This window comes from Streptomyces sp. NPDC001093 (genome assembly GCF_040298985.1).
Taxonomy (GTDB): Bacteria; Actinomycetota; Actinomycetes; order Streptomycetales; family Streptomycetaceae; genus Streptomyces.
This window is the reverse complement of sequence record NZ_JBEPBF010000034.1, coordinates 55,434-76,083: the sequence shown is the minus strand read 5'-3', so window position 1 is coordinate 76,083 and position 20,650 is coordinate 55,434. Positions and strand designations below refer to the sequence as shown.

At 69.7% G+C, this 20,650-nt stretch carries 18 protein-coding genes and 1 tRNA gene; 6 read left to right on the top strand and 13 right to left on the bottom strand.

Going from position 1 to position 20,650, the window contains the following annotated elements:
* Positions 1-111: 111 nt before the first annotated feature.
* Positions 112-1,446, bottom strand: a complete 1,335-nt coding sequence (locus ABT288_RS19280) for an ABC transporter substrate-binding protein (protein WP_351608963.1) — start codon at positions 1,444-1,446, stop codon at positions 112-114.
* Positions 1,447-1,766: 320 nt separating this feature from the next.
* Here ABT288_RS19280 and ABT288_RS19275 point away from each other — a divergent pair, with 320 nt between their 5' ends.
* The gene (locus ABT288_RS19275) at positions 1,767-2,822 is read left to right on the top strand and encodes a LacI family DNA-binding transcriptional regulator (RefSeq protein ID WP_351608961.1); all 1,056 of its coding nucleotides are present in this window, start codon (positions 1,767-1,769) and stop codon (positions 2,820-2,822) included.
* Positions 2,823-3,057: 235 nt separating this feature from the next.
* On the opposite strand, the gene ABT288_RS19270 is transcribed toward ABT288_RS19275, so the two are convergent.
* Positions 3,058-3,444 carry a DoxX family protein gene (locus tag ABT288_RS19270; protein ID WP_351608958.1) on the bottom strand — a complete coding sequence of 129 codons (387 nt, stop codon included), beginning with the start codon at positions 3,442-3,444 and terminating at the stop codon, positions 3,058-3,060.
* Between the two features lie 130 nt (positions 3,445-3,574).
* On the opposite strand from ABT288_RS19270, the gene sigJ reads away from it, so the two are divergent.
* Complete coding sequence (gene sigJ, locus ABT288_RS19265; protein WP_351608955.1) at positions 3,575-4,519, top strand: RNA polymerase sigma factor SigJ; 945 nt, start codon at positions 3,575-3,577, stop codon at positions 4,517-4,519.
* A 99-nt stretch (positions 4,520-4,618) separates the two neighbouring features.
* On the opposite strand, the gene ABT288_RS19260 is transcribed toward sigJ, so the two are convergent.
* The 4 genes from ABT288_RS19260 to ABT288_RS19245 all read right to left on the bottom strand — a co-directional run bounded on the left by ABT288_RS19260 (position 4,619) and on the right by ABT288_RS19245 (position 7,407).
* A tRNA-His gene (locus ABT288_RS19260) sits at positions 4,619-4,691 on the bottom strand.
* A gap of 129 nt (positions 4,692-4,820) precedes the next feature.
* Entirely contained in the window at positions 4,821-5,423 is a 603-nt protein-coding gene (orn, locus tag ABT288_RS19255; protein ID WP_351608953.1) for an oligoribonuclease, read from the bottom strand.
* A gap of 118 nt (positions 5,424-5,541) precedes the next feature.
* Positions 5,542-6,759 carry a helix-turn-helix domain-containing protein gene (locus tag ABT288_RS19250; protein ID WP_351608950.1) on the bottom strand — a complete coding sequence of 406 codons (1,218 nt, stop codon included), beginning with the start codon at positions 6,757-6,759 and terminating at the stop codon, positions 5,542-5,544.
* A gap of 378 nt (positions 6,760-7,137) precedes the next feature.
* The gene (locus ABT288_RS19245) at positions 7,138-7,407 is read right to left on the bottom strand and encodes a hypothetical protein (protein ID WP_351608947.1); all 270 of its coding nucleotides are present in this window, start codon (positions 7,405-7,407) and stop codon (positions 7,138-7,140) included.
* Between the two features lie 316 nt (positions 7,408-7,723).
* On the opposite strand from ABT288_RS19245, the gene ABT288_RS19240 reads away from it, so the two are divergent.
* Entirely contained in the window at positions 7,724-8,251 is a 528-nt protein-coding gene (locus ABT288_RS19240; RefSeq protein ID WP_351207354.1) for a universal stress protein, read from the top strand.
* A gap of 115 nt (positions 8,252-8,366) precedes the next feature.
* Complete coding sequence (locus tag ABT288_RS19235; protein ID WP_351608944.1) at positions 8,367-8,909, top strand: GPR1/FUN34/YaaH family transporter; 543 nt, start codon at positions 8,367-8,369, stop codon at positions 8,907-8,909.
* A gap of 69 nt (positions 8,910-8,978) precedes the next feature.
* Here ABT288_RS19235 and glmS read toward each other — a convergent pair whose 3' ends face one another.
* Both glmS and ABT288_RS19225 read right to left on the bottom strand, forming a co-directional pair.
* Positions 8,979-10,796, bottom strand: coding sequence for a glutamine--fructose-6-phosphate transaminase (isomerizing) (gene glmS, locus ABT288_RS19230; RefSeq protein WP_351608941.1), 1,818 nt, complete (start codon positions 10,794-10,796; stop codon positions 8,979-8,981).
* 12 nt (positions 10,797-10,808) lie between these two features.
* Positions 10,809-11,066, bottom strand: coding sequence for a hypothetical protein (locus ABT288_RS19225; protein ID WP_351608938.1), 258 nt, complete (start codon positions 11,064-11,066; stop codon positions 10,809-10,811).
* Between the two features lie 165 nt (positions 11,067-11,231).
* Between ABT288_RS19225 and ABT288_RS19220 the strand changes: the two genes are divergently transcribed.
* Entirely contained in the window at positions 11,232-12,797 is a 1,566-nt protein-coding gene (locus ABT288_RS19220; RefSeq protein ID WP_351608936.1) for a purple acid phosphatase family protein, read from the top strand.
* Positions 12,798-12,842: 45 nt separating this feature from the next.
* Here the strand turns inward: ABT288_RS19220 and ABT288_RS19215 are convergent, their stop codons facing one another.
* A complete protein-coding gene (locus ABT288_RS19215) occupies positions 12,843-13,742 on the bottom strand; it encodes a DUF4429 domain-containing protein (RefSeq protein ID WP_351608933.1) in 900 nt (299 codons plus the stop codon).
* Between the two features lie 62 nt (positions 13,743-13,804).
* On the opposite strand from ABT288_RS19215, the gene ABT288_RS19210 reads away from it, so the two are divergent.
* Positions 13,805-15,406, top strand: a complete 1,602-nt coding sequence (locus ABT288_RS19210) for a beta-N-acetylhexosaminidase (RefSeq protein ID WP_351608931.1) — start codon at positions 13,805-13,807, stop codon at positions 15,404-15,406.
* A 124-nt stretch (positions 15,407-15,530) separates the two neighbouring features.
* Here the strand turns inward: ABT288_RS19210 and ABT288_RS19205 are convergent, their stop codons facing one another.
* Genes ABT288_RS19205 through desA form a run of 4 tightly spaced genes read right to left on the bottom strand, consistent with a single transcriptional unit; the run spans position 15,531 to position 20,533 of the window.
* Entirely contained in the window at positions 15,531-17,303 is a 1,773-nt protein-coding gene (locus tag ABT288_RS19205) for an IucA/IucC family protein (protein ID WP_351608928.1), read from the bottom strand.
* Positions 17,300-17,830 (bottom strand): GNAT family N-acetyltransferase, encoded by a 531-nt coding sequence (locus ABT288_RS19200; protein WP_351608926.1) that lies wholly within the window; start codon positions 17,828-17,830, stop codon positions 17,300-17,302. The genes ABT288_RS19205 and ABT288_RS19200 overlap by 4 nt, the downstream gene beginning before the upstream one ends.
* Positions 17,827-19,107, bottom strand: a complete 1,281-nt coding sequence (locus ABT288_RS19195) for a lysine N(6)-hydroxylase/L-ornithine N(5)-oxygenase family protein (protein ID WP_351608923.1) — start codon at positions 19,105-19,107, stop codon at positions 17,827-17,829. The genes ABT288_RS19200 and ABT288_RS19195 overlap by 4 nt, the downstream gene beginning before the upstream one ends.
* The gene (desA, locus tag ABT288_RS19190) at positions 19,091-20,533 is read right to left on the bottom strand and encodes a lysine decarboxylase DesA (protein WP_351608920.1); all 1,443 of its coding nucleotides are present in this window, start codon (positions 20,531-20,533) and stop codon (positions 19,091-19,093) included. The genes ABT288_RS19195 and desA overlap by 17 nt, the downstream gene beginning before the upstream one ends.
* Between the last annotated feature and the right edge of the window lie 117 nt (positions 20,534-20,650).

Sequence of the window (20,650 nt, the reverse complement as noted above, 5' to 3'; positions counted from 1 at the left end):
CGTGGAGAAGGGCGAGCTGCGCGAGCCGCTCGAATCGATCGCGGCCCGTACGGGACCCGGGCGCGGCGTCGGCGCTCGACGCGGGGTGCGCGAGAGCCTGCTTGGGGCTGGTCACTGGCCGAGCACGTCCTTGATCTCCTTGGACGCCGCGTCCCAGCCCTGGGACGGCGACTTGCCCTTCTGCTCGACCTGGAGGATGCCGACGTCGGTGATCGCGGTGTTGATCGGCTGGTCCTTGATGCCGAAGTACTGCGTCGGGATCGTCTTGGCCGAGTCGGAGAAGATCTGGGTGAGCGGCGCGTTCGAGAAGTACGCCGTGGTGTCCGCGGCCGGCTTCAGGCTCGGGTACGCCGACGGGGTCGAGGGGAAGCTCGCCTGCTTGGCGAAGACCTTGGCCTGCTGCTCCGGCGCGGTCAGCCACTTGGCGAGCGCGACGGCCTCCTTCTGGTGCTTGCCCGCCGTCGGCACGCCGAGGAAGGAGCCGCCCCAGTTGGCCGCGGTGGGCGCCGCCGCCACGTCCCACTGGCCCTTGCCGGCGTCGCCGGACTTCTGCTCGATGTAGCCGATCATCCACGCCGGGCAGGCGACGGTGGCGAAGGCGGCGTTGGCGTAGCCCTGGTCCCAGGTCGGGTCGAACTGCTTCAGCTTCGCCGACATGTTGCTGGTGGCGACGTCCATGGCGACGTTCCACGCCTTCTTCACGCCGTCGGACTTGTCCCAGACGACGTTGCCGGTCGCCTTGTCGTAGTACCGCTCGTCGGCGCCGCCGAGGGCCGCGTTGTAGACGGAGGACGCGGAGTCCACGAACTTGGTGCCCTGGGGAGCCTTCTTCATGTACTGCTTGCCGACGTCGACGTACTTGCTCCAGTCGCCCTTCCACATCTCGGCGAGCTTGGTCCGGTCGGTCGGCAGCCCCGCCTTCTGGAAAAGGTCCTTCCGGTAGCAGACGGCCATCGGCCCGATGTCGGTCCCGAGCCCGATGAGCTTGCCGTCCTTGGTGGTGGCCTGGGCGTTCTTCCAGTCCAGCCACTGGGACTTGTCGACCTCCTTGCCCAGGTCGACGAACTTGTTCGCCTGGGTCTGCACGGCCTCGGTGATGTTGCCGATCTCGATGGCCTGGATGTCGTCGGTGCCGGAGCCGGCCTGGAGGCGGGTGAGCACCTTCGGCCAGTACACGTCGGTGCGGGTGGTGACGTTCTCCTTGATGTTGATGTCCGGGTGCAGCTTCATGTACTCGTCATAGAGGCCGGACTGCTTGTAGCCGAAGACGCCGAAGGTGCCGATGGTCAGCGTGATCTTGCCTTTGCCACTGCCGTTGCCGCCGCCGGAGCCGTCCGACGAGCCGTCGTTCGAGTCCTTGGCGCAGCCGGCCAGCAGCCCCGTGGTCAACGCGGCAACGGCCGCGAGGGCCATCAGCCGCTGGGACCGGCGGATGCTCGTGCGCATTGCGTCCTCCTGTTGCCTGACGTGCCGACCCCCCGGCCAACTGCATGGAACAGGGCCCGTTCGTGCTCGCTGCGGCTCGGGCGGGGAACGTGCGGGATGTGTAGGTGCCAGGTACTGTGGGAGCGCTCCCATAAGTGATGCGTTGAAGGGTCGTCGGTGCGGGGCGGGGTGTCAAGGGAGCGGACAGCGGCAACTGCGTTCAGTTATCTGAGCGTTAACCGGGGCGAGCCGGGGGCGCATCCCCCGGGACGGTCACTGCGGCGAACGGTGCTGTTACATTCCAGGCCAGCACCAGGAGCCGGTCGAGAAAGGCGGAGCCCATGGCAAGCCACGGAGCGCGGGGCCGGAGCGGGGGCCGGCCCACGCTCGAGGAGGTCGCCGCCCGGGCCGGGGTCGGCCGGGGCACGGTCTCGCGGGTGATCAACGGCTCGCCCCGGGTCAGCGACGCCACCCGCGCGGCGGTCGAGGCGGCGGTCGCCGAGCTCGGCTACGTCCCCAACACCGCCGCTCGGGCCCTCGCCGCCAACCGCACCGACGCCATCGCGCTGGTCGTCCCCGAGCCGGAGACCCGTTTCTTCGCGGAACCGTACTTCTCCGACATGCTGCGCGGAGTCGGTTCCGAACTCTCCGACACCGAGATGCAGTTGCTGCTGATCTTCGCGGGCAGCGACCGCGAGCGCCGACGCCTCGCGCAGTACCTGGCCGCCCACCGGGTGGACGGCGTCCTGCTGGTCTCGGTCCACGCCGACGACCCCCTGCCCGATCTGCTGGCCCAGCTGGAGATCCCGGCGGTGATCAGCGGTCCCCGCTCGGCCGGCGAGACGCTCACCTCGGTGGACTCCGACAACTACGGCGGCGCCCGCTCGGCCGTGGAGCACCTGCTCTCCCGCGGCCGCACCCGCATCGCCCATGTCACCGGCCGCCTCGACGTCTACGGCGCCCAGCGCCGCGCCGACGGCTACCGCGACGCCCTGCGCGACGCGGGCCAGGAGGTGGACGAACTCCTGGTCGAACCAGGGGACTTCACGGAAGAGGGCGGCCGCCGCGCCATGTCCGTGCTCCTCGACCGCCGTCCCGGCCTGGACGCGGTCTTCGCCGGCTCGGACGTGATGGCGGCCGGCGCCCGGCAGGTGCTGCGCGAGGCGGGCCGTCGTATCCCGGACGACGTGGCCCTCGTCGGCTACGACGACTCGGCCATCGCCCGCCACATGGACCCGCCGCTGACCAGCGTCCGCCAGCCCATCGAGGAGATGGGCCGCGCCATGATCGACCTCCTCCTCACGGAGATCGCCGACCGCCGCCCGCCCGCGTCCCGGGGGCTGGAGCGGCAGCACGCGGTACTGCCGACGGAACTGGTGGCGCGGGCGTCCTCGTGACGCCGGCGTCCACGTACGTCGGCCTGCGAGCGTCCGCGTACGTTCGCTCGCGCCGGGCCCGGAACGCGGGTCTGCGCCGGGCCGGAGAGGGTGGCCGGGCGGACGCGGACGGCGTCGGCAGACCGGGTCAGCGGCCGCAGGCCCGGTTCAGTGCCTCCTCCGCCTGGGCGGCCGGCGCGGTGACCAGGTCGGCCGCCGAGGGCAGGTCGGTGATCACGACCGCGGCCTCCTCCCGTCAGTGGAGAAAGGACTCGGGGCCGAAGCGGCCCCACGCCACGAACGCGGCCAGGACGATGTAGACCACGTCCACCACCATGAACCGGACCTCGTGACGCCGGAGCCGGGTGATCGCCGCACCGGTCATCAGGATCACCAGGCCGAGGGCGGCCAGCGGCACCAGAACCGGCGCGATGCCGAGCGCGGCGGGCAGGATCAGCCCGACCGCGGCCAGCACCTCCAGCGCTCCGATGGCCTTCACGCCGCCGCCGCTGAAGTCGTGGACCCACTGCGAACTGGGCCCGAACGCGGCGATCTTCTCCTTCGCCATGACCACCTTGCCGCCGCCGCCGAGCAGATAGGCGACGGCGAGCAGTCCGGTGACGATCCACAGTGCGAGGTCCATGACCTGTTCCCCTTGTTTCCCCTTGGTCCTGTCGTTCGCTGTCGGCCCTCTGAGACAGGGCACCCCGGCAATCTGTGACAGGAGCGGATACGCTGCTGGACGTCATGCGGATGTTCGAAGGGGGGAATCCGTGCCGGCAACAGCGGTGGAGACGGACGCGGACGGATACCGGTCGCTGCTGTTCTCCATCGCCTACGGGATGACCGGTTCCGTGGGCGACGCCGAGGACATCGTGCAGGACGCCTTCCTCGGTCTGACCCGGGCGCGCCGGGCCGGGACCCCGGTCGTGAACCTGAAGGCGTATCTGACCACCGCGGTGACGCGGCTGGGCATCAACTACCTGGGCTCGGCGCGGGTTCGGCGGGAGACCTATGTGGGCGACTGGCTGCCCGAACCGGTCGTCGTGTCCGCCGACCGGCCCGGACCGGCCGAGCACGCCGAACTGTCCGACTCGCTGTCGATGGCCTTCCTCGTGCTGCTGGAGGCCCTCTCCCCGGTGGAGCGGGCGGTGTTCGTGCTGCGCGAGGTCTTCGGGTACGGCTACCCGGAGGTGGCGCGGCTCACCGGCAAGTCCGAGGCGAACTGCCGGCAGATCTTCGCCCGCGCCAGAAAGCGCATCGCCCCCGGCGGACAGGCCGTCGACAGCCCGTCCCCGGGGCGGCGGGCGGAGAGCGAGGAACTCGCTCGCAAGTTCTTCGCGGCCGCCGAGGGCGGCGACATGGAGGCGCTGCTCGGCATGCTGGCGCCCGACGTGGTGTTCCAGGGCGACGGCGGCGGCAAGGCGCGGGCGCTCGCCAGGTCGGTGACCGACGCGCGGCGCGTCGCCCAGCTCCTGGTCGGCGGCCTGCGCCGGGTCGGAAGACTCGGCGCCTGCCTCGAGGCGGTCCGGGTCAACGGCCGCCCGGGCGGCGTGATCTACGACGCGGAAGGGCGCGTGGCCAGTGTGATCGAGGTCGACATCGCCGAGGGGAGGATCCAGGCGATCCGTTCCGTGTCCAACCCCGACAAGCTCGACCACCTCGGCCCGGTGTCGGACCTCGGGCGGCTGCCGGAGCGGCGGGCCGCCGATCACTGACGGCCGGCGTCCACCGGTACGGCGACCCGCGCCGGGGGCCCGGGAAAACGGATCAGCCGGTGACTCGTCTCTCGACGGAGTCACCGGCTGACCGATGAGGGTGAGTGACGGGACTCGAACCCGCGACATCCTGGACCACAACCAGGTGCTCTACCAGCTGAGCTACACCCACCACGACCGGCGGTTGAACTCGTCGTTTCCCCGACCGGCCGAGAAGAAGTCTACAGGGTCCGAAGGGGTGCTCGCGCACAGGTTTTCGCGCGGGCCGCCGAGCGGACCCCGAAAGGGCGCAGATGTGTCGTTACTGCGCGGGCAGCACGTGCTTGGCGGCGATCGCCTTCGCCGTGTCGGAGTCCGGGCCGGGCTGCGGGACGAAGATGGCCTCGCGGTAGTAGCGCAGCTCGGCGATCGACTCGCGGATGTCGGCGAGGGCCCGGTGGTTGCCGTTCTTCTCCGGGCTGTTGAAGTACGCCCGGGGGTACCAGCGGCGGGCCAGCTCCTTGATGGAGGACACGTCGACGATCCGGTAGTGCAGGTAGTCCTCCACGGCCGGCATGTCCCGCAGCAGGAAGCCGCGGTCGGTGCCGACGGAGTTGCCGCACAGCGGGGCCTTGCCGGGCTCCTTCACGTACTCCTTCACATACGCGAGGACCTGCTCCTCGGCGTCCTGGAGGGTCGTGCCGTTCGGGAGCTCGGCGAGCAGCCCGGACGCGGTGTGCATCTGACGCACCACTTCCGGCATCGTCTCCAGCGCCTGGTCCGGCGGGCGGATGACGATGTCCACCCCCTCGCCGAGTACGTTCAGCTCGGAGTCGGTGACGAGGGCGGCCACCTCGATGAGCGCGTCGTCGGACAGCGAGAGGCCGGTCATCTCGCAGTCGATCCACACCATGCGATCGTTCATGCGACCACCCTAAAGCTGACGTCGGCTTTTGGGGTCCCCCGTGTTCGGCGGGGAAGGCACCGGAGCCGGCCGGCGGGGCGCCGAAAAGGGGGCGAGCCTGTGCTCGCCCCCCTCCCGATCAGCTACCGGCCCGCGGCCCCGGCAGCAGCCCCACCGCGCCCGCCGCCGTACGGCGGCTCTGCACGGGCACCCCGTTGTCCCGGTCCGGGTGCAGCATGGGTGCGTGACCCACCGGTCCGGGGCCCGCGAGGGCCGTGGGTGGGCCCGGCTGGCCGGACGCGGACAGGGACGGCTCGCTGTCGGCCGCCCTCTCGCCCTGTGGCCTGCGGGCCCGGTAGGCGGCCCGGTAGGCGGCGGGGGAGGAGCCGAGCTGGCGGCGGAAGTGCCCGCGCAGCGCGACGGGGGAGCGGAAGCCGCAGCGGCCCGCCACCTCGTCCACGGAGTAGTCCGACGTCTCCAGAAGGCGCTGCGCCTGCAGCACCCGCTGGGTGATCAGCCACTGCAGCGGTGCGCTGCCGGTCAGCGAGCGGAACCGGCGGTCGAACGTGCGACGGCTCATATAGGCGCGTGCCGCCAGGGTCTCCACGTCGAACTGCTCGTGGAGGTGTTCCAGCGCCCAGGCGACGACCTCGGCGAGCGGGTCGGCGCCGATCTCCTCGGGTAAAGACCGATCGAGGTAGCGCTCCTGACCGCCGCTGCGGCGCGGTGGGACCACCAGGCGGCGGGCCAGCGCGCCGGCCGCCTCGTTGCCGTGGTCCGTCCGCACGATGTGGAGACAGAGATCGATTCCGGCCGCCGTACCCGCCGATGTCAGGACGTCGCCGTCGTCCACGAAGAGCTCTCGTGGATCGACGTGCACCGACGGATAGCGCTTGGCCAGCGTCGGCGCGTACATCCAGTGGGTCGTCGCCGGGCGGCCGTCCAGCAGGCCCGCCGCCGCGAGGACGAAGGCGCCGGTGCACAGCCCGACGATGCGGGCGCCCTCCTCGTGCGCCCGGCGCAGCGCGTCGAGCGCCTCCTCCGGTGGCGGCGCGGTGATCGACCGCCAGGCCGGTACGACGACCGTCCCGGCGCGGGATATCGCCTCCAGTCCATGCGGTGCGCTGAGTTCCAGGCCCCCTGTGGTCCGCAGCGGGCCTTCCTCGCCGGCGCACACCAGCAGCCGGTAGCGCGGCACGCCGGCGTCCTGGCGGTCTATCCCGAACACCGACAGCGGAATGGAACTCTCGAAGATGGGGCCGCCGCTGAACAGCAGCACCGCGACGATCTCCTTGCGACGTCGCCCGGAGAGTTTCCGGGCTGCGGCTTCCGGCGCGGCAGTGGAGTCGTGGCTCATACTGCTAAGCCCCCCTCGGTGGTCGCGGCTCCTCGGTTGTGTCGCTCCTGCACGTTTCCCCTCGGTCCTGCACGAGTCCCCCGCCGTAAGACAGTCAAGATCGAATCTACTGGCTCCCGCGGTCTCACGGTGACCAGTTCCACACGCCCGAGATTGTCGACATGACAACTTGGCGTGAAGCATTCGATCACGAAGCGTTGCACTCGCGGAGCGTGCAGGGAAGTGCGCCTTGTCGCAGTGGCCAAACCGCGTAGGGTGCGCAGCCGCCCGTGGACCCTTTCCGTGCAGGTCGAACGGGGGTTGGAGGGTGGTTGGGGACCCTTTTCGGCACCATTCAGAAGTTGGCTGAAAAGAAGCGTTCGGGGGTACGAAAACAGGTCAGTCGACCGGTGTCCGTCGGCGGGTGTGACGTCCGCCTCTTTGCTCGGCGCAACCCGCCGCACACCGCTCCGACCGGCGCAGCAGGAAGCGGCACGCGGCCGTGACGGCGGCCAGGCCCAGGGCGGCGCCCGCCGCGCCGGCCAGCGAGGTTCCGTACCAGACCAGGACCACGGGGACGAGGACGCAGCTGAAGACGGCCCAGCGGATCACATCGCTCACGGTGTCCGGCGCGGGTGGCGGCTCGGAGGTGGATCGGTGACCGGGCATGACTCGTACTCCCTGTGGCGGTGGCTCGTCCGGTTCAACGTCTGTTCGACCGGTCGGTCACCGCCCGTACAACTGTTGATCCTGTGCAAACCGCCTGTACGGGGCAGCAACCATTGCGTTACGGGCGCCGCTCGTGCATGCTCCGGTGAACCCCTACGGATGTCGGGGGACCGCTTACGGAGCGTGCGCGGGATCTGGGCTCGGGAGGCGTGCCGCCGTACCCTTGGGGGTATGGGGTTGGGAAGATGTTTCCCGGACACAGCTCCGCCGCACACTGTCGTCCCACCCATAAAAGGATCACAACGCCGAGACAGCCATGGCCGGTCACGAATTCTTCGAACCCGCGGACCGCAAGCGGCCGGTCGCCGATCCCACGGCGGCCGATCCCCTGGCGGCGGAAGAGCCACGTCCCTCATGCGACCCTGCCTTCCGGCACGGAGTCGTCGTCGGCTTCGACGGCTCCACCTCCAGTGAGCGCGCCCTCGCCTACGCCATCGGCATGGCCCACCGCTCCCACTCGGGCCTGATCATCGTCCATGTCGCCAACCGGCTGCCGACCACCGTGTGGGCCGGCTGCGAGCCGCCCGTCTTCGTGGACGTGCCGGACCACCGCACCGAGGTCCTCGGCCTGGAGCTGGCGTGCGCGGACTATCTCGCCGAGGTGCCGTGGATCCTGGTCGAGCGGGGCGGGGACATCTGCCACGAACTCGAAGAGGTGGGGCGGGAGTACGAGGCCGACGCGATCGTCGTCGGCTCCACGCACGGCATCGTCGGCCGCATCTTCGGCTCGGTCGCGGGGCGGCTCGCCAAGCGGGCGCAGCGGCCGGTGATCGTCATTCCCTGAGCGTCCCAACTCCCTTTGTGCAGCGCGAAACTACTCGCGCGTAGAGGTGGTTTGTGCCCTTGTGAAGGGCATATATCGGTCACCGCGCAACAGCACAGCATGAAGGGAGCCCGCCGTGGACAACGGAAGTACTACGGTGGTCGGCCGACTCGCCCTGGGAATCACCCTGTTGGCGTTCGGTCTCGGTACGACAGGCGTGATCCACGGTGTGGCAGCCTCCGACGCCGTGTCAGTGGCCCACTATGTGGGTGGAGTTGCTCTGTTCCTGGTCGGCCTGCTGGCCTTCCGCGGCGGGGACGCCGCCTCCGGTACGGGCTTCGTGGCCCTCGGCGCACTATGGTTCACCTGGGCCGTCGCAGGTCAGGGCTCGGCCGACGCGGCCGGACTCTTCCTGCTCCTCTTCGCCCTGGTGGCGCTCACCCTGACCCTCGCGGGCGGGGACGGCCTGGGCCAGGTCATGCACGGGCTGCTGTTCCTGGCGATGCTGGTGCTGGCGGTGGCGGCCTTCGCCGACAGCTCTTCTCTGACCAAGGTCGGGGGCTGGCTGGCGGCCGTGTCGGGTGCGGTGGCCTGGTACGCGGCCACGGCCGCGCTGGCCCACTGGCCGACGGTGCTTCCCGGACGTGCTGCCGGCCGGGGGGTGACGGCCGCCGGCTGATTCCAGCAGCACTGAACGGACCCCCACGTGAAGGTGGCCACGTGGGGGTCCCGTTCTGCCGTGGCGGAATTACTCCACCGTCACCGACTTCGCGAGGTTGCGGGGCTTGTCGATGTCCCGGCCCAGGGCCTTCGCCGTGTGGTACGCCAGGAGCTGGAGCGGGATGCCCATCAGGATCGGGTCGAGCTCGTCCTCGTTCTTCGGGACGACGATCGTCTGGTCGGCCTTCTCCTGGTGCTGGTGGGCCACCGCGAGGATCTTGCCGCTGCGGGCCTTGATCTCCTCCAGGGCCGCGCGGTTCTTCTCCAGCAGGTCGTCGTCGGGGACGATCGCGACCGTGGGCAGGGCCGGCTCGATCAGGGCCAGCGGGCCGTGCTTCAGCTCGGAGGCGGGGTAGGCCTCGGCGTGGATGTAGGAGACCTCCTTGAGCTTCAGGGAGGCCTCGCGGGCCACCGGGTAGCCCCGCACGCGGCCGATGAAGAGCATCGAGCGGGCGTCGGCGTACAGCTCGGCCAGCTCCTTGATCCGCTCCTCCTGCTTGAGGATCTCGGTGATCTGCTCGGGCAGCTTCCTGAGGCCCTCGATGATCCGCTTGCCGTCCCGGACCGAGAGGTCACGGGTGCGGCCCAGGTGCAGGGCGAGCAGCGCGAAGGCGACCGTCATGTTGGTGAAGCACTTGGTCGACACCACGCAGACCTCGGGGCCGGCGTGCACGTAGATGCCGGCGTCCGCCTCGCGGGCGATCGCCGAGCCGACCACGTTGACGACGCCGAAGACCCGGGCGCCCTTGCGCTTCAGCTCCTGAACGGCGGCGAGGACGTCGTACGTCTCACCGGACTGGGAGACCGCCACGTACAGGGTGTCGGGGTCGACGACCGCGTTGCGGTAGCGGAACTCGGAGGCGGGCTCGGCGTCGGCGGGGATGCGGGCCAGTTCCTCGATCATCTGGGCGCCGATCATGCCCGCGTGGTACGAGGTGCCGCAGCCGAGGATCTTCACGCGGCGGATCTGCCGGGCCTCGCGGGCGTCCAGGTTGAGGCCGCCGAGGTGCACGGTGGAGAAGCGGTCGTCGATGCGGCCGCGCAGCACGCGGTCCACGGCGTCGGCCTGCTCGAAGATCTCCTTGTGCATGTAGGTGTCGTGGCCGCCCATGTCGTACGACTCGGCCTCCCACTCCACCGTGGTGGGCTCGGCGGTGGTGCGCGTGCCCTCGGTGGTGTAGGTGCGGAAGTCGTCGGCCTTGAGGGTGGCCATCTCGCCGTCGTCCAGGGTCACTATCTGGCGGGTGTGCATGACCAGGGCGGCGATGTCGGACGCGACGAACATCTCCTTCTCGCCGATGCCGAGGACGACCGGGGAGCCGTTGCGGGCCACCACGATCCGGTCGGGGAAGTCGGCGTGCAGGACCGCGATGCCGTACGTGCCCTCGATCACCCGGACCGCCTGGCGGACCTTGTCCTCCAGCTTCTCGGCGGTGGCGCGGGCGATGAGGTGGGTGAGGACCTCGGTGTCGGTCTCGGAGAGGAACTCGACACCGTCCGCCTCCAGCTTGCGGCGCAGGTCGGCGGCGTTGTCGATGATGCCGTTGTGCACGACGGCGACCTTGTTGTCGGCCGACATGTGCGGGTGGGCGTTGGTGTCGGAGGGGGCGCCGTGGGTGGCCCAGCGGGTGTGGGCGATACCGGTGGTGCCCTTGAAGCGCGCCGGGACCTTGGCCTCCAGGTCGCGCACCCGGCCCTTGGCCTTGACCATCTTCAGGCCGGGCGCCTTCGGAGAGGTGACGACGATGCCCGCGGAGTCGTAGCCGCGGTACTCCAGCCGCTGCAGGCCCTCCAGGAGGAGAGGGGCGACGTCACGCTTCCCGATGTATCCGACAATTCCGCACATATACAGGTATTCCTAGCCGTAGACGATGCGGCGCAGCTGCCTGAGCGTCAGCTCGGGCGGTGCCACCGCTCGATATTTGAGGTCCGCCCCGATCCGTTCGAAGATCTCCGCGTTCACCAGGCCCTGGGCCTGGAGTTCGCGGTGGCGGCGCCGGACGTAGTCCTCCGTCGACTCGTCGAAGTAGGCGAGCACGTCCTGGACCACCCGCAGCGCCTCGCCCCGGCTCAGGGGCGTGGACCGCGTCAGATGATCAAGCAGTTCGTCGTGCACCCGGTAGATCCTGAGCCACCGGCGCCGGTTTCGCAAGAATCGTGCCCGATATCGGGCAGATGCCTGTTGTCGGTCTGGTGGATCTCTGTTCGCCGGCTGTCCATCCTGTGTCCTGCGTCTCGTTGGAGATGTGGACCATTTTCAGGCTCCATGGACATTCCTCGTATGGGAGTACCGGAGAAGCTGGCCGCGCGCATGAGCATGGCCGAGCAGCACGAGTACCTGCGCGCCAGATTCTCCCGGCGCACCATGATCAGAGGCGGCGCCGTCACGCTCGGCGCCGTCGCGGGTGGCGCGTTCGTGCCGGGCGCCACCGCCCAGGCGGCCGTGCCGACGCAGGCCACCGCCCCCGCCACCGAGACGGTCGACGGCGCCCTGGTGGCCCCCTTCGGCCGCCACCTCGCCTACGGCAACGACCCGCGCACCGAGATGACCGTCTCCTGGCAGGTCCCGGTCGCCGTGAAGAACCCGTTCATCCGCATCGGCGCCCACCCCTGGGACCTCTCCCGCAAGATCGAGGCCGAGGTCCGCACCCTCTACACCCCGGCCGGCGTCGGCGCGAGCGGCGACCACACGCAGTACTACCTGCACGCCCGGCTCAGTCACCTGCGCCCGGGCCGGACCTACTACTACGGCGTCGGCCACGAGGGCTTCGACCCGGCCGAGCGGCACCTGCTGGGCACCCTGGGCACCTTCACCACCGCCCCCGCCCACAAGGCGCCGTTCACCTTCACCGCCTTCGGGGACGAGGGCGTCGGCTACCACGGCCTCGCCAACAACGCCCTGATCCTCGGCCAGAACCCGGCCTTCCACCTGCACGCCGGTGACATCGCGTACGGCGACCCGGCCGGCCAGGGCAAGGCCACCGACACGGGCTTCGACTCGCGCACCTGGGACCAGTTCCTGTACCAGACCGAGTCGGTCGCCAAGCAGGTCCCGTGGATGGTCAGTTACGGCAACCACGACATGGAGGCCTGGTACTCGCCCAACGGCTACGGCGGCGAGGAGGCCCGCTGGACCCTCCCGGACAACGGCCCGGACGCGAAGAACCTGCCCGGCGTCTACTCCTTCGTCCACGGCAACACCGCGGTCGTCTCGCTGGACCCCAACGACGTCTCCTTCGAGATCCCGGCGAACCTGGGCATTTCGGGTGGAACCCAGACGTCGTGGTTCGAGGCCCAGCTGAAGAAGTACCGGTCGTGTGACGACATCGACTTCATCGTCGTCTTCTTCCACCACTGCGCGTACTGCACGTCCACGGCGCACGCCTCGGAGGGGGGCGTGCGCCAGGAGTGGGTGCCGCTGTTCGAGAAGTACCAGGTGGACCTGGTCATCAACGGCCACAACCACCAGTACGAGCGCACCGACGTGATCAAGGACAACAAGGTCACCAAGAAGCTCCCGATCGGCGGCACCGCCTACCCCGAGACCGAGGGCGTGGTCTACGTCACCGCGGGCGCGGCGGGCCGCAGCCTGTACGCGTTCAGCGCCCCGGACTCCTACGAGGGCCACGAGAACGAGGTCGACTCCGTCGCCTCCTTCATCAACACCAAGGACGGCAAGGTCAACGAGACCGTCGCCTGGTCCCGGGTCCGCTACCTGAACTACTCCTTCCTGCGCGTGGACGTCACCCCCGCGCCGAAGGGCCGCCAGACCACGCTGACGGTGTCGGGCATCGCCGAGACCGGTGACCGCATCGACCACTTCACGGTGTCCCGCACCGCGAAGTAAGGATTCGTCAGCGTCTCCGGGCCCCGGGCGGTCCTCACCCGCGCTCTACATGCGCTTGAGGACCGCCTGCTTGGCCAGGGCGAACTCCTCGTCGGTCAGCACCCCGTCGCGGCGCAGTTCGCCCAGCTCGCGCAGGCGCCGCAGCAGGGCGTCGTGCTCGCTCTCGGCGGCTGGCTCCTTGGCGAGCGGCACGGGCTGCGGGCGTACGCCGTCCTCCCCGGCGCGGGCCGCGGGAACCGCGGGAGCCGCGGGATGCGGCAGCCGCGCCTGTACGGCGGCGGCGACCAGCGCCATCAGCGGATCCTTCTTGAACCCCCACAGCTCGACCGCGTTCGGGTCGTACTTGGGCGGGGCCGTCACCGGGGCGCCGCGCACCAGGAACCGCAGATGCCCGTTCTCCAGCCCGGCCGCCGGCTGCCACTCCACGCCGACGACGTCCGCGAGGGGGATCGTACGGGGGCCGCCGGAGGACTTGGCGTCCTCCGTCTTCCAGTTCCACTCCAGCCGCACCCGCTCCCCGTCGAAGCCCGCGGTGCCGTCCCCGGCGGAGGCGGACACCGGCAGCGGCGGCCCCGGCAGCAGGTACCCGTCGACCGGATCCGGTGAAACCCCGTCCAGCAGCAGGGCGTTGCGCACCTCGTCCGCGAAGTACTCGGCGACGCCGTACCGGTCCGACTCCACCGTCAGCTGGTACGGGTCGTTCGGCTCGGCCAGCCGGCCGCCGGTGGCCTGCGTCAGTGGATCGGCGCCGTCGCGCAGCCGCAGCCTCAGCCGGCCCGACCGCCGCCCCTGCTCGAAGGAGACACCGGCCAACGCCCCCAGCGGTACGACGAGTTCCCCCAGCTCGCGACGGAGCAGGCTCACGTTCTTGTCCCGCCCCGGGGTGAGCCGCAGGGCATCGCCGTCGAAGGCCCAGGTGCCGTCCTTCTGGATGATTTCCGCCATGGAGGGATTGTTTCATCGGATCTGCGGGAGAGTGGTCTCGACCACATCTGAAGGGAGCGCATGTGAGACGCGACCACAGCACGACTCCCCGGACACCTCGCATCCTCGGATCACTGCTGCTTCTGGCGGCGGCCGGAGCCTTCACCCTCGGCGCCGCCCCCACGGCGCGCGCGGCCGCCCCGGAACCGCTGGACCAGGTGGTGCCGGCCCCCGCGTCGGCCGAGCCCGGCGGGGCCCCGTACCGCATCACCTGGGCGACCGGCGTCCACGTCGACGACTCCGCCGAGGTCCGCCGCATCGGCACCTACCTCACCGGCATCCTCCGCCCCTCCACCGGCTATCCACTGCCGCTCACCGACCACGGCACCGGCGGCATCCGGCTCCACCTCGCCCAGGGCGACTTCGGGGCCGAGGGCTACCGGCTGCACAGCGACCCGGCCGGCGTCACCATCACCGCGAGCGCGCCCGCCGGCCTCTTCCACGGCGTCCAGACCCTGCGCCAGCTGCTCCCGGCGGCCGTGGAGCGGAAGACGGTCCAGCCGGGCCCCTGGCAGATCGCGGGCGGCACCCTGGAGGACCACCCCCGCTACTCCTACCGGGGCGCCATGCTGGACGTCTCCCGGCACTTCTTCACGGTCGACCAGGTCAAGCGCTACATCGACCAGCTGGCCCTCTACAAGATCAACGAGCTGCATCTGCACCTCAGCGACGACCAGGGCTGGCGCATCGCCGTCGACTCCTGGCCGCGCCTGGCCACCTACGGCGGCTCCACCGAGGTCGGCGGCGGCAAGGGCGGCTACTACACCAAGGACCAGTACCGGGAGATCGTGGCGTATGCCGCCTCCCGCTATCTGGAGGTGGTCCCCGAGATCGACATGCCCGGCCACACCAACGCGGCCCTCGCCTCCTACGCCGACCTCAACTGCGGCGGCGTGGCACCCCCGCTGTACACCGGCACCCAGGTCGGCTTCAGCTCCCTGTGCGTGCCGAAGGAGGTCACGTACACCTTCGCGGACGACGTGATCAGGGAGCTGGCCGCGCTCACCCCGGGCCGCTACCTCCACATCGGCGGCGACGAGGCGCACTCCACCAGCCACGACGACTACGTGAAGTTCATGGACCGCGTACAGCCGATCGTCGCCAAGTACGGCAAGACCGTCATCGGCTGGCACCAGCTCACCGGCGCCCACCCCGCCAAGGGCGCCCTCGCCCAGTACTGGGGCCTGGACAGCACCAGCGCCGCCGAGAAGGCCCAGGTCGCCCAGGCCGCCCAGAACGGCACCGGGCTGATCCTGTCCCCGGCGGACCGCGTCTACCTCGACATGAAGTACACCAGCGGCACCAGGCTGGGCACGAAGTGGGCCGGTTACGTCGAGGTGCAGCGGTCGTACGACTGGAACCCCGGCAACTACCTCCCGGGCGCCCCGGCATCGTCCATCAGGGGCGTGGAGACCCCCCTGTGGACGGAGACCCTGAAGACGAACGCCGACCTCGACTACATGGCGTTCCCCCGCCTCCCGGGCGCGGCCGAACTGGGCTGGTCCCCGGCGGCCACCCACGACTGGACCACCTACAAGCTCCGCCTGGCCGCCCAGGCCCCGCGCTGGGACGCCCTGGGCATCACCTACTACCGCTCGCCGCAGGTCCCCTGGCCGTCCCAGTAGCCGATCACGGACACGACGGGCACCCCGGGGGACCGTACTCCGGGGTGCCCACGGCCGCGCTCCTGAGCGACTGAAGCCACCACCACGCGTGGTGGCTGGCCACCGGGGGTTCCAGGGGCCGGCCTCAGAGCCCGGCGATCGGGTTCTTCAGCGTGCCGACGAGTTGAAGCGCGCCCGAGGGATCGGCCAGGTCCACCATCTGCCTGTTGTCGCGCAGTTGGAGCCGGTTCAGGCAGGACAGGGCGAACTCCGGGGCGAACATGTCGTACTGGCGGAATCTGTCGGACAGTTCGGGGTTGGCGTCCTGGTACTCGCGGGTGACCTCCGCGACCGTGCGCCAGAAGGTGTCCTCCTCCAGGATCCCCTCGGCGGCGAGACGCGCGGCGAAAAAGCGGAAGAAGCAGTCGAAGACGTCCGTGAAGATGGAGAGGAGCTTCTGCTCCTCCGGGACCTCGACGCGGATGCGTGCGACCTCCGGCGGCAGGACCGCGTCCGGGTCCATCACCGCGATCTCCTCGGCGATGTCCTTGTAGACCGCCCGCTGCACCACCCCGTCCTTCAGCACCAGGATCACGTTCTCGCCGTGCGGCATGAAGACGAGGTCGTAGGCGTAGAAGCTGTGCAGGAGCGGGGTGTAGTAGGCACGGAGGTAGCGCCGTAGCCACTGCGTCGGTGTGAGGCCCGACCGGTCGATCAGCGCGCCCGCGAAGGAGGCGCCGGTGTGGTCCACGTGGAGGAGGGAGGCCATGGTGGCGAGGGACTCGCCCTCTCCGAGGGAGGGCACGGGGCTCTCCCGCCACAGCGCGGCCAGCATCTTGCGGTACGGCGAGTAGCGGTCGGTGGCCTGCTCGTACTCCAGGTGGCGGTAACCGACGGCCGCGCGCTCGCGGATGATCGTCAGGCCCGTCGACTTCAGCACGGGGTCGTTCTCGATCAGCTGGGCCAGCCAGTCGTTGATGGCGGGGGTGGCCTCCATGTAGGCGGCGGACAGGCCGCGCATGAAGCCCATGTTGAGGACCGACAGGGCCGTCTTCACATAGTGCTTGCGCGGATCGCTGGTGTTGAAGAAGGTGCGTATCGACTGCTGGGCCAGGTACTCGTCGTCGCCCTCGCCGAGGCAGACCAGGTGCCGGCGGGCCACCTCGGCGGCGAAGGTGACGGAGAGCTTGTTCCACCACTGCCAGGGGTGAACGGGGATGAGGAGGTAGTCGGCGGGGTCCAGGTCCTGGTCGGTGAGGAGCGTACGGAAACGGTTCAGCGTCTCCTCGCCCAGCTCCTCCCGCAGGAAGGACTCGTACTCGATCCCGGCACCCGCCGTGAACGCGGCCCGCGAGCGGTGCGCGGCCAGCCACACCAGCCGGACCGGGCTCGCCGTCTCCGGGGCGTACGACAGGTACTCGTGGATGCCGAACCCGAGCCGTCCGTTGTTCGCGACGAAGCAGGGGTGACCCTCGGTCATCCCGGTCTCGATGGCCTGGAAGCCCTGGCGGGCGAGCTCGGCGGAGGTCACCTTCGGTTTGGTGAGCTTGTAGCAGGTGCCGGAGAGGGTCGAGGAGATCTCCTCCAGGTAGACGGGCAGGATCTCGTCGCTCAGGCCCAGGGAGTTCTTCAGTTCTATGAAGAAGTCGAGGGCTGTCAAGGGAAGTTCGGTGGCTGCCCGGTGGCGGGTGATGGAGTCGGCGTCGATCTGCCAGTGGTCGAGGGCGCGGCGGACGGCGGAGAAACGGTACGTGGTTCCCCCGTCGTCGCTGTGGACCGCGTACCGTTCGTCGTCGAGGGCCTCCGGCGTGATCAGCCGCTCGTGCGCGAACTCCGCGAGCGCCTTGCGGATGAGCAGACGGTTGGCGGTCGCCCAGCGCTCGGGGGAGAGGTGGGCCACCGCGTCGGCGAGACTCACAGGGCCACCCCCGTCGCGGCGACGAACTGCTCGCGGGTGCAGAAGCTCAGCAACGCCTTCTTCTCCGGCTTCTGGATCTCCCGCTCGGGCACGAACCCGACGGCCTCGTTCAGGGCGTGCACGGCCTTGTTGGCCACGTCCGGTTCGACCACCACGCGTTCCACGGCGGCGTCCTCGAAGAGGTGCGCCATCACGGCGGTGATGACGGTCCGCGTGAACCCGTGCACGGGCGTGTCGGTCGGTGGGACCAGGAAGTGCATGCCGACGTCGCCCGGCCGGGGCTCGTACAGGCCGACCAGTTCGCGGTGTGCGGGGTCGTACTTCTCCACCAGGAACACCGGCACCCCGTCCTGCAGCCCGAGCAGCGCGTGATGGTGTTCGTCAGCCGCGATCTCCATGTACGCGCGCTCGACGTCCTCCAGCCTCGCGTCCTGCATCATCCAGAAGGCCGCCTTGGGGTGGGTGACCCAGGAGTGCAGCAGCTCGGCGTCCTGCAGCGGATCTACGGTACGGAAAGTGAAAGTCATACTGCGAACTCCTGGAACGCGATGGTCTTCTCGACCGGGTAGTACTCGCTGCCGAGCAGCTCGCGGATGATGTACGCGTTGCGGTACGCCCCCATGCCCAGGTCGGGGCTGGTGATGCTGTGGGTGTGGACGCCGGCGTTCTGCAGGAAGACGCCTCGGCCGGTGACGTCGATGGCGTAGTTGCGGGCCACGTCGAAGCGGCCGTGTCCGTCGAAGCGGAGGCGGTCACGGACCGGGGCGAGGAAGGCCGGGGGCTGGTAGTGGTAGCCGGTGGCCAGCAGCAGGCCCTCGGTGCGGATCTCGAAGTCCTTGTCCTGCTCGTCCTGGCGGAAGCCCAGGGTGTACGCGCCGTCCGAGTAAGTGGCGCTGCGCAGGGTGGAGTTGGTGAGCAGCCGCGTCGGCAGGGGGCCGGTGAGGTTCTTCTGGTAGAGCAGGTCGAAGATCGAGTCGATCAGATCCGAGTTGATGCCCTTGAACAGGCCCTTCTGCTGCTTCTCCAGCCGGTAGCGGGTCTCCTCGGGCAGCGCGCGGAAGTAGTCGATGTAGTCCGGGGAGGTCATCTCCAGGGTGAGTTTGGTGTATTCGAGGGGGAAGAAGCGCGGGGAGCGGGTGACCCAGTTGAGCTGGTAGCCGTGGACGTCGATCTCGGCGAGCAGCTCGTGGTAGATCTCGGCCGCGCTCTGGCCGCTGCCGACGATGGTGATGGACTTCTTCGCCTGCAGCTCCGTCTTGCGGTGCATGTACTGGGAGGTGTGCAGCACACCGTCACCGGCCAGACCCTGACAGGGCTGCGGGATGTGGGGGGTCGTCCCCGTGCCGAGGACCAGGTGCCGGGCGCGGAACGTTTCACCGGCCTGCGTGTGCACGCCGTACAGCCCGTCCTCGTACGTCACCCCGGTGACCGTCGTGCCGAAGCGGACGCTGCTGAGTTTGCCCGCCGCCCAGCGGCAGTAGTCGTCGTATTCGACGCGCAGCGGATAGAAGTTCTCGCGGATGTAGAACGAGTACAGCCTCCCCTTCTCCTTCAGGTAGTTGAGGAAGGAGTACGGCGAGGTCGGGTCGGCGAGGGTGACCAGGTCCGACATGAACGGGGTCTGGAGGTGGGCGCCGTCCAGGAACATCCCGGCGTGCCACTCGAAGTCCGGCTTGGAGTCCAGGAAGACCCCGTTCAGGCCCGCGATGGGTTCGGTGAGGCAGGCGAGGCCGAGGTTGAAGGGGCCGAGCCCGATCCCCACGAAGTCATAAGTCTTTTCCAGGGCTTCAGGACGCGCGGTCAAGGGACTCTCCCAGGTACTGCTCGGCATGGCCGGCGGTCAGGTCGAGGACGGCGGCGATGTCGGCCGGCGTCGTCTCGGGGTTGAGCAGGGTGAACTTCAGGTAGTGGCGGCCGCCGGCCTCGGTGCCCGCGACCACGGCGTCCCCGGAGGCGAACAGGGCCTTGCGGGCGTAGAGGTTGGCGCGGTCGATCTCGGCCGGGTCGGTGACGGCCGCCGGGATGTAGCGGAAGACCAGGGTGGACAGGGTGGGTTCCACGACGACGTCGAAGCGGGGGTCGGCGGCGAGCAGTTTCCAGCCCTCGGCCGCCAGGTCGCAGACCTCGTCGAAGAGCTGCCCGATGCCGTCGGCGCCCATCACCCGCAGGGTCATCCACAGTTTGAGGGCGTCGAAGCGGCGGGTGGTCTGCAGGGACTTGTCGACCTGGTTGGGGATGCGTTCCTGCACCATGCGGCGCGGGTTGAGGTACTCCGCGTGGTAGGTGGCGTGGCGCAGGGTGGCCGCGTCCCGCACCAGGACGGCGGACGAACTCACCGGCTGGAAGAAGGACTTGTGGTAGTCGACGGTGACGGAGTCGGCGCGTTCGATGCCGGTGAGGAGGTGGCGGCGGGTGGGCGAGGCGAGCAGCCCGCAGCCGTAGGCGGCGTCGACGTGCATCCACACGCCGTACTGGGCGCACAGCCCGGCGATCTCCGGGAGGGGGTCGATGGAGCCGAAGTCGGTGGTGCCGGCGGTGGCGACGACCGCCATCGGCACCAGCCCGTCGCGCCGGCAGCGCTCCAGCTCATGGGCGAGGGTGACGGTCTGCAGCCGCTTGTCGTGGTCCACGGGGACGGGGACGACCGCCTCCTGGCCGAGCCCGAGGAGTTTGGCGGACTTCTTCACGCTGAAGTGGCTGACCTCGGAGGCGAAGATCCGCAGTCGGGCCGGGCTGTCGGTCTTCGCCTCCTCCCGTGCCAGCAGCAGCGCCTGGAGGTTGGACTGGGTGCCGCCCGAGGTGAACACGCCGTCGGCGGCGGGCCCGAGGCCGATCCGGTGGGCCGTCCAGTCGATGAGCCTGCGCTCGATGAGGGTGCCGCCGGCCGACTGGTCCCAGGTGTCGAGGGAGGAGTTGACCGCCGAGAGCACGGCCTCGCCGAGCACCGCGGGGATGACGACGGGGCAGTTGAGGTGGGCGAGGTAGCGGGGGTGGTGGAAGTAGACCGCGTCGCGGAGGTAGACGTCCTCCAGCTCGTCCAGGACCGCGGCGGTGTCGCCGAGCGGGCGGTCCAGGTCGATGGCGTCGATCCGGGGGGAGAGGGCGTCGGCGGTGACGCCGGTGAACGGACGGTCGGTGGTGGCGAGTTTGGCCGCCACCCGCTCGACTCCTTCGGTCACGGAGCTGCGGTAGTGCTCCGCGGTGAGGCCATTGAGCAGGTGCGAGCGCATGTGGGGGTCCTCCGAGGGGACAGTCCGTGCGGGTGTGAACGGAACCGCTTTTAACTTAGGTTAGCCTAACCTAAGTTTATTGGATCAAGGTGTGCGTCACCCGTGACCGGTGTCACC